Origin of the sequence: Falsiroseomonas sp. E2-1-a20, assembly GCF_051433195.1 — a bacterium.
GTDB lineage: Bacteria > Pseudomonadota > Alphaproteobacteria > Acetobacterales > Acetobacteraceae > Falsiroseomonas.
On sequence record NZ_JBHMFT010000095.1, the window covers coordinates 1 to 6,090 of the forward strand.

Below are 6,090 nucleotides of genomic sequence, written 5' to 3' on the forward strand. Positions count from 1 at the left end.
GGCGCCCACGCTCCAGCAACTCGATTCCGGCAACGGGCTGAGCGGACGCGGCTTCAACCGCGACTGCGCGCCGGTCACCGCGATCTTGCTACGTCCTCAGCGCCAGGAGCCGGCCTGATCGCCAGCAAGATCGCTGGCCGAAGCGCTAGTCATGCGCGCCAGCGGCAGCTCGATGTCGCAGACCAGCCCAGTTTTATTCCAGGCGAGCGACAGCGTCCCACCAAGCTGCCCCCGCAAGACGCGATCCAAAACGCGCGTGCCGAAGCCTTGCCGGGTGGGGGGAGCCTTGATTGGCGGTCCGCCGGTCTCGGCCCAGCGCAGCCGCAGCGTCCCGGATAATCCGTCATCGAGCGACCAGGTCACCGCGACGCAGCCACCTGGTGCTGAAAGGGCACCATGCTTGGTCGCGTTCGTCGCCAGCTCGTGCACCGCCATCGCCAGGGGCTGCGCCGCGCCTGCTGGTAGGGCCACACTCGGGCCGACCAGGGTGGCACGCGGCTCGCCCCCCTCCTCATCGGAGAGAAAGGCATCCATCTCGGCAGTGAGCATTGTTCCCAGATCGGCCCCGGCCCATCGCTCGTCGGCCAGCAGCGTTTGCGCTCGCGCTAGCGCCGTCACGCGCCCGCTGATCGCCCGCACGTAGCTTGGCAGGTCGGGCGCTCGGGTCAGGCGCAGCGCCGCCTGCACCACTGCCAGCGCGTTCTTGGCCCGATGGTCCACCTCGCGCGACAGTAGCGCTTGGCGTGCCTCGACCGCCTTTCGCTGGCGCAGGTCGCGGAAGATCGCGGCGACGCCGATGGCGCGTCCGCTGGGCGCGAGCATCCGCGAGGCGGTGACAGCGACCGGGATCCGCTCGCCTGACTTTGTCACGCGCGTGGTCTCGTGCTCGTGGACGCGCGCCCCCTCCATGGCGCGGCGGAATACGCCGGTCGGATCGCCGTCAGGCAGGTCCGGCGGGACCAGCAGGCCGACTGGCCCGCCGAGCGCTTCGGCCTCGGTGTACCCGAACAGCTCCTCGGCTCCCCTGTTCCAGGCCAGGATCCGTCCGTCCTCGGCGGCGAAGGCGATGATGGCGTCCGTGGTCGAAGCGACGATCGCGGCGAGCCGTGCATTGGCCTCCTCGGCACTCTTGCGATCGTGGATGTCTACCGACGTGCCGAACCACCGGAGGATCATGCCGGTGCGCGGGTCGCGGTGGGGTTCGCCGCGGACCAGGAACCAGCGGTAGTCACCGTCCTTGGAGCGGATGCGGTGCTCGGCAATAAAGGTGTCCTCCGTCCGCTGCGCCTCCTCAAACCGCGCAATTGTCGACGCCTGGTCGTCCCGATGGACGTGGTGGGCAACCGTCTGGGCCGCATCGGTCGACTCACGGGACGCACCTGTGTAGGCGAACCACTGCTCATTGTAGAATTCGTTGCGCCCCTTGGCGTCGACAATCCAGACGATCTGCGGGACAGCGTCGGCCATCAGGCGGAACCGCGCCTCGCTCTCGCGCAGCGCCGCCTCGGCCCGTGCGCGCTCCACTGCGCTCCAGGTCTGCTCGGCGACCCCGCATATCAGTTTCACTTCCTCCTCCGACCACCGCCTAGGCTCGGGGTGAGCGGCATAGAGGTAGGCGGTCAAGCGTCCTTCCTTCACCAGCGGAACGATGATGAAGGCGCGGAGGGAGATCGCGGCATAGGCCTTGAGCGCCTCTGGGGATGAGGTCCGGGGATCCTCCCGGACGTCGTGCACGATAACGACCCGGCCTGCCGCCATGTCAGCGGCCATTACCGGGCCATAGTCCTCGATGCGATACCGGCCGGCGCGGAAGTCCAGGATACGCCCGTCCTGGAACTCCCCCCCGGTGGTGGCGTGCCCGTCCATGCCGACCTCCGCGTAGCCGACCTGCGCCGTATCCAGGTGGCGCCCGAGCGCCTCGGCCGCCGCGGCCATGACTTCCTTTGGGTTGGTCAGGTCGCGCAGCCTGGTCTCAAGTCCGTGCCGGAAGGCCTGCCTTCGGTCCGCTAGTACCTTGGCCGTGATTTCGGTGCAGGGACAAAACACCCCGGCGACCTGCCCGGCGTCGTCCCGGACCGGGGTGTAGGAGAAGGCGAAGTGCGTCTCCTCCGGGTAGCCGTGCCGGTGCATGACCAGCATGATGTCGTCCATCTGGATTGGCTCGCCGGCGTAGCAGCGGCTCATAATGGGCTCGAGCTCGCCCCAGATTTCCGACCACACTTGATCGAACGGCTGCCCGAGCGCCGTGGGTTGTTTCAGCCCGAGGATCCCCGCGTAGCCGTCATTGTAGAGCAAGGTGCGCCCGGCGCCCCAGGCGATGAACATCGGCTGGTTCGCGGCGAGCATGACGCTGACCAGCGTCTTAAGCGGCTGCGCCCAGTGCTCGGGAGGCCCAAGCGGCGAGGCCGACCAGTCATAGGCACGAGTGCGTGCACCCATCTCGCCGCCGCCGGCGAGGAAGCTGGATTTGGGGAGCACCGGCCCAGTCTCAGCGTCCATTCAAACCGATGCCGCCATTTTACTCACGCTGCGACAGCGCTCTGAAGCGACACGGGCGCCGATGAAGACCTTCATACCCAATGTAACCGGCACGTTTCGTTTTTCTTAAGGGATGTTTTTCGTTTTTCTTAAGGGATGTTTATTCATACAACCAGGACGTGTGGTTGTGTCAATGTTTGACGCAGGGCCGAAGTGTCTCTGTTGAAGCTAAAAAGTTGGAGAGGCTCGATTGCGCCGGATGGCCAGACCGTCCCGTCTGGCAGGTCGATCGTCCGTTTCGCCCGCTATGCACCGGGGTCTGCATGGGCTTGAGCCGGATCTCAGCGCACCGCGGCACCAGCAGCAGAGACCGGGATAATTGCATAGGGTAGATCTCCAGTTGCGTTGCGTAAATTATCAATGTGTCGATGTTGTAGACAGCAAGTCCCGCTTCAGTAACGGATCTTCGGTAGCGCGTTGGAAACAAATAAGCCGTAACACCGGCATGCTTCCTGCACTTCCTCTCGACCCTGGCAAATCCAGGATCAGGGGATCCCAAAATGGATGCGCGCCTCGATACCAAGATTCTACCTGAAGTATCCCCGTCCACGCGCATCGCGCGCAGCATCGCCTCTTGGTGGCAAGCCTTCGGCCCGGCTCGCAGAAAACGCAGGGTCGTTTCACGCAACTGCACTGGTTATGGCTTGCTTCTGCTGACCGTGGGGCTGCTGGCCGGCTGCGGCTCCACCGCCATCGGCCAGGCCGAGGATGCCAAGCTGACGATTCAGCGCGATGTGGTGTTCGACCCCGCGAACGGCCTGAAGCTCGACGTCTTTCGGCCCAACGACCAGGCGACGAACCGGCCAATCATCACCTTCTTCTTCGGCGGATTCTGGCAGTTCGGCGGCAAGGACGAGATCCAGAACCAGATGCTGGCCATCCGCCTTGCCCGCCGCGGCGCCATCGTCATCCTGCCGGACTACCGCCTGTATCCGGCAGTCCGCTTCCCCGGCTTTATTGAGGACGGCGCCAGTGCCGTCGCCTGGGCGCGCGACCATGCCGCCGAACTTGGCGGCAGCCCGGACCGTATCTTCGTCGCAGGCCACTCCGCCGGCGCCTACATCGCCGCGATGCTGGCCACCGATGGCCGCTATCTGGCAGCCCATGGCATGAGCAACGCGCGGCTCGGGGGCGCGATTGGCTTGGCTGGCCCCTACGGCTCCTGGTTCACCACCAACGTCACCCTGGGCTCGATCTTCACCCAGGCCATGCCGGCGGAGGTCCTGCCCGAAACCTTTGTGAGCGCCGGCACGCCCCCGATGCTGCTGATGAGCGGCGGCGCCGACATGCTCACCCGCCCCAGCGACTCTCAGACCCTGGCAGAGCAGGTCCGCCGCGCGGGGGGGCAGGCGGAGGCGCGCATCTACCCCCTCATTGGCCATGTCGGCATCATGATGCTCACGCCCTGGCTGCCCAGCATGGCGCCGGTGGTGGATGACATGATCCGCTTTGTCCGCGCGCAGTCCTCCACTCGCCTCGTCGTCACCGCCGGGCAGCGCCCTCAAACCGGCGCCCCGGCGGCCCCCCTATCAATGCCGCCCGCCCGCCAGCAGGCCGCCCCTCTCGCCTCTGCCCACTGAAGCCGAAGCGGAGGCGCCTCAGCGGCCGATCGGCGCCTCCAGCCCGAAGCGCTCGCCGAGCTTCGTGCGGCAACGCTGGGCACCGCTCCAGGCGGACATCAGCAGGCCTGGAACGCGAAGAGCCCCATGACCTCGTGGTGAGATCATGGGGCTCTGGGCGCCCTCCGCTGGGGAGGGCTGGGATGGGCGGCTACTCCGCCGTGCTGCCGAGGCGCATGCGCATCCGGCCGCGGCGGCGCTGCTCGAGCACCGCCGCCTGGAAGGCGCGGAACCTGGGCATGCGGCTGAAGTGCAGCACGTAGCCGCCATGCGTCAGATCGTCGTGGCACGCCGCGCAGATCAGCCAGCCATGCTCCGGCCGGTTCAGACGGCAATGGAAGAAGTGGTCGAACTCGGCACCGGCCACCGGCCGGCCCTCTCTGTTGAGCACGGGCGCGTTGTCGCAGCAGGGGCACTGGCCACGGTAGGGCTCGGCCGCCACCGCGCGTCGGATCGCCGCCTGGCTCGCGATCGAGAAGTCCCGCCTGGTGCCGAGCAGCAGATCCTGCGTCGAGAGCGTCAGGAACATCAGGTCGGCGGCATGCCGGTCGAGGACATCGAGGATGTCGAGCCGGCGATGCAGACGCTGGAACTGCTGGTCGAGATGCGCCCGCAGCGGGTCATCGCCCGCGGCGGGTGCCTCGTCCGGCCGCTGCATGGCGGTGCGGACGACGGTGTTGCACCAGAGGTGGAACGGCGGCGACAGGTAGCGGGCATAGGTCAGCGCGAGCTGCCAATGCGCCCAGGTACCGCCCTGGTTGCCGCGGACGGTGGCGACGAGGCCATCGCTGTCGAGGTGGCAGATGCCGGCGAGGCCGGCATTTGGCGCGAACAGGTCGTCGGCGTCGTTCCGGTGGGTGCCTGCGTGGGTGCGGAAGCGCCCGGTCTCCTCGAGGGCGAGCCAGTCGGAGGGGCGCCGGTTCGGTGGCCGGTCTGCGGCCTGCCACATGTCGGTCAGGTTCAGCATAGCGCCGCGGAGGCGGATGGGGCTGCCCTGGTAGCTGAGGGTGGTGGTGGTCATGGGAACTCCAACACTGGGTTCGGCCTTGCTCAAGGGGCCGCGACGGTCGGCTTGGGAGCTACCGAGACCAGCCGGAGAGGGCGGAGAAGGCGGAGGCGGGTGGGGAGGCGGCAGACGGAGGTTCAGCCCGGCCGCCGCCGTGGCGGGCCCTGGAGGGCCTGCTGCGGGGCTGCCGGGCTGAACCCAGGCCTGTGTGGTGGTGGTGCGGGCAAGCGGCCCGCACAGACGCCGCGTCGTGACGCGGGGACCGGCGCCCCCTCCCCGGCTGGTGCGGGGCGGCGCCGGGTGACCCTGTCGTCGGCACCCTCCGTGCCACCGCTGGCAGGGATGGTTCGCAGAAGCGGCCGGCTCAGTGCCGGATGCGCGGTGCCGGGCATGGGCGGCGTCGAGGTGATGCGGCCCATGCCCGCCGAGGTGGGATGACAGGGGTGGCGAGAGGCCAGCGTCCCCTCCCCTGCCGAAGCAGGGGCGGCGCCGGATGGCCAGCGGCCTCGTTGCCGGGACCTTGGGCAGATCCAGCGCCCGGCCGGCTCAGACGGCCTCGCCCCAGAAGCCTGAACAGGTTGCAGTCGGGGGAGCGAGGGCGTTGCAGAGCTCGGGCGGGGTCGTGCCTCTCGAGCCACAGATATGGGGACGCCGGCGCGTACTTTCAAGTATGCAATGAACTGTAGCTGCGCGACTCAGCTCGATCTGCTGCTCGCCAAGATACTGGCCGCTGCGCAGCGAACCGCCGTCGCCGAGCCGAAGCACTTCGAGCGCGTCACCATTGACACCGCCATCCTGCCTGAGGCGGTGACGCATCTTACCGACAGCAAGCTAATCCACCGCGGCATCGAGATGCTCAGCCGCCTCGCAGCCGTGTGCCAGTTTTACACGCGCATCTACTGGGCAAAGTCTAGCGCCTGATGCCCA

At 67.7% G+C, this 6,090-nt stretch carries 4 protein-coding genes; 2 read left to right on the forward strand and 2 right to left on the reverse strand.

Annotation, left to right across the window (positions count from 1 at the left end; all coding sequences use genetic code 11):
- Positions 1–96 precede the first annotated feature (96 nt).
- The gene (locus tag ACFHPP_RS30120; RefSeq protein ID WP_437166922.1) at positions 97–2,499 is read right to left on the reverse strand and encodes a PAS domain S-box protein; all 2,403 of its coding nucleotides are present in this window, start codon (positions 2,497–2,499) and stop codon (positions 97–99) included.
- Positions 2,500–3,038: 539 nt separating this feature from the next.
- Here ACFHPP_RS30120 and ACFHPP_RS30125 point away from each other — a divergent pair.
- Positions 3,039–4,118 (forward strand): alpha/beta hydrolase, encoded by a 1,080-nt coding sequence (locus ACFHPP_RS30125; protein WP_437166923.1) that lies wholly within the window; start codon positions 3,039–3,041, stop codon positions 4,116–4,118.
- Between the two features lie 190 nt (positions 4,119–4,308).
- Here the strand turns inward: ACFHPP_RS30125 and ACFHPP_RS30130 are convergent, their stop codons facing one another.
- Entirely contained in the window at positions 4,309–5,178 is an 870-nt protein-coding gene (locus ACFHPP_RS30130) for a KilA-N domain-containing protein (RefSeq protein ID WP_437166924.1), read from the reverse strand.
- A 627-nt stretch (positions 5,179–5,805) separates the two neighbouring features.
- Between ACFHPP_RS30130 and ACFHPP_RS30135 the strand changes: the two genes are divergently transcribed.
- Positions 5,806–6,084 (forward strand): hypothetical protein, encoded by a 279-nt coding sequence (locus tag ACFHPP_RS30135; RefSeq protein ID WP_437166925.1) that lies wholly within the window; start codon positions 5,806–5,808, stop codon positions 6,082–6,084.
- The last annotated feature ends 6 nt before the right edge of the window (positions 6,085–6,090 follow it).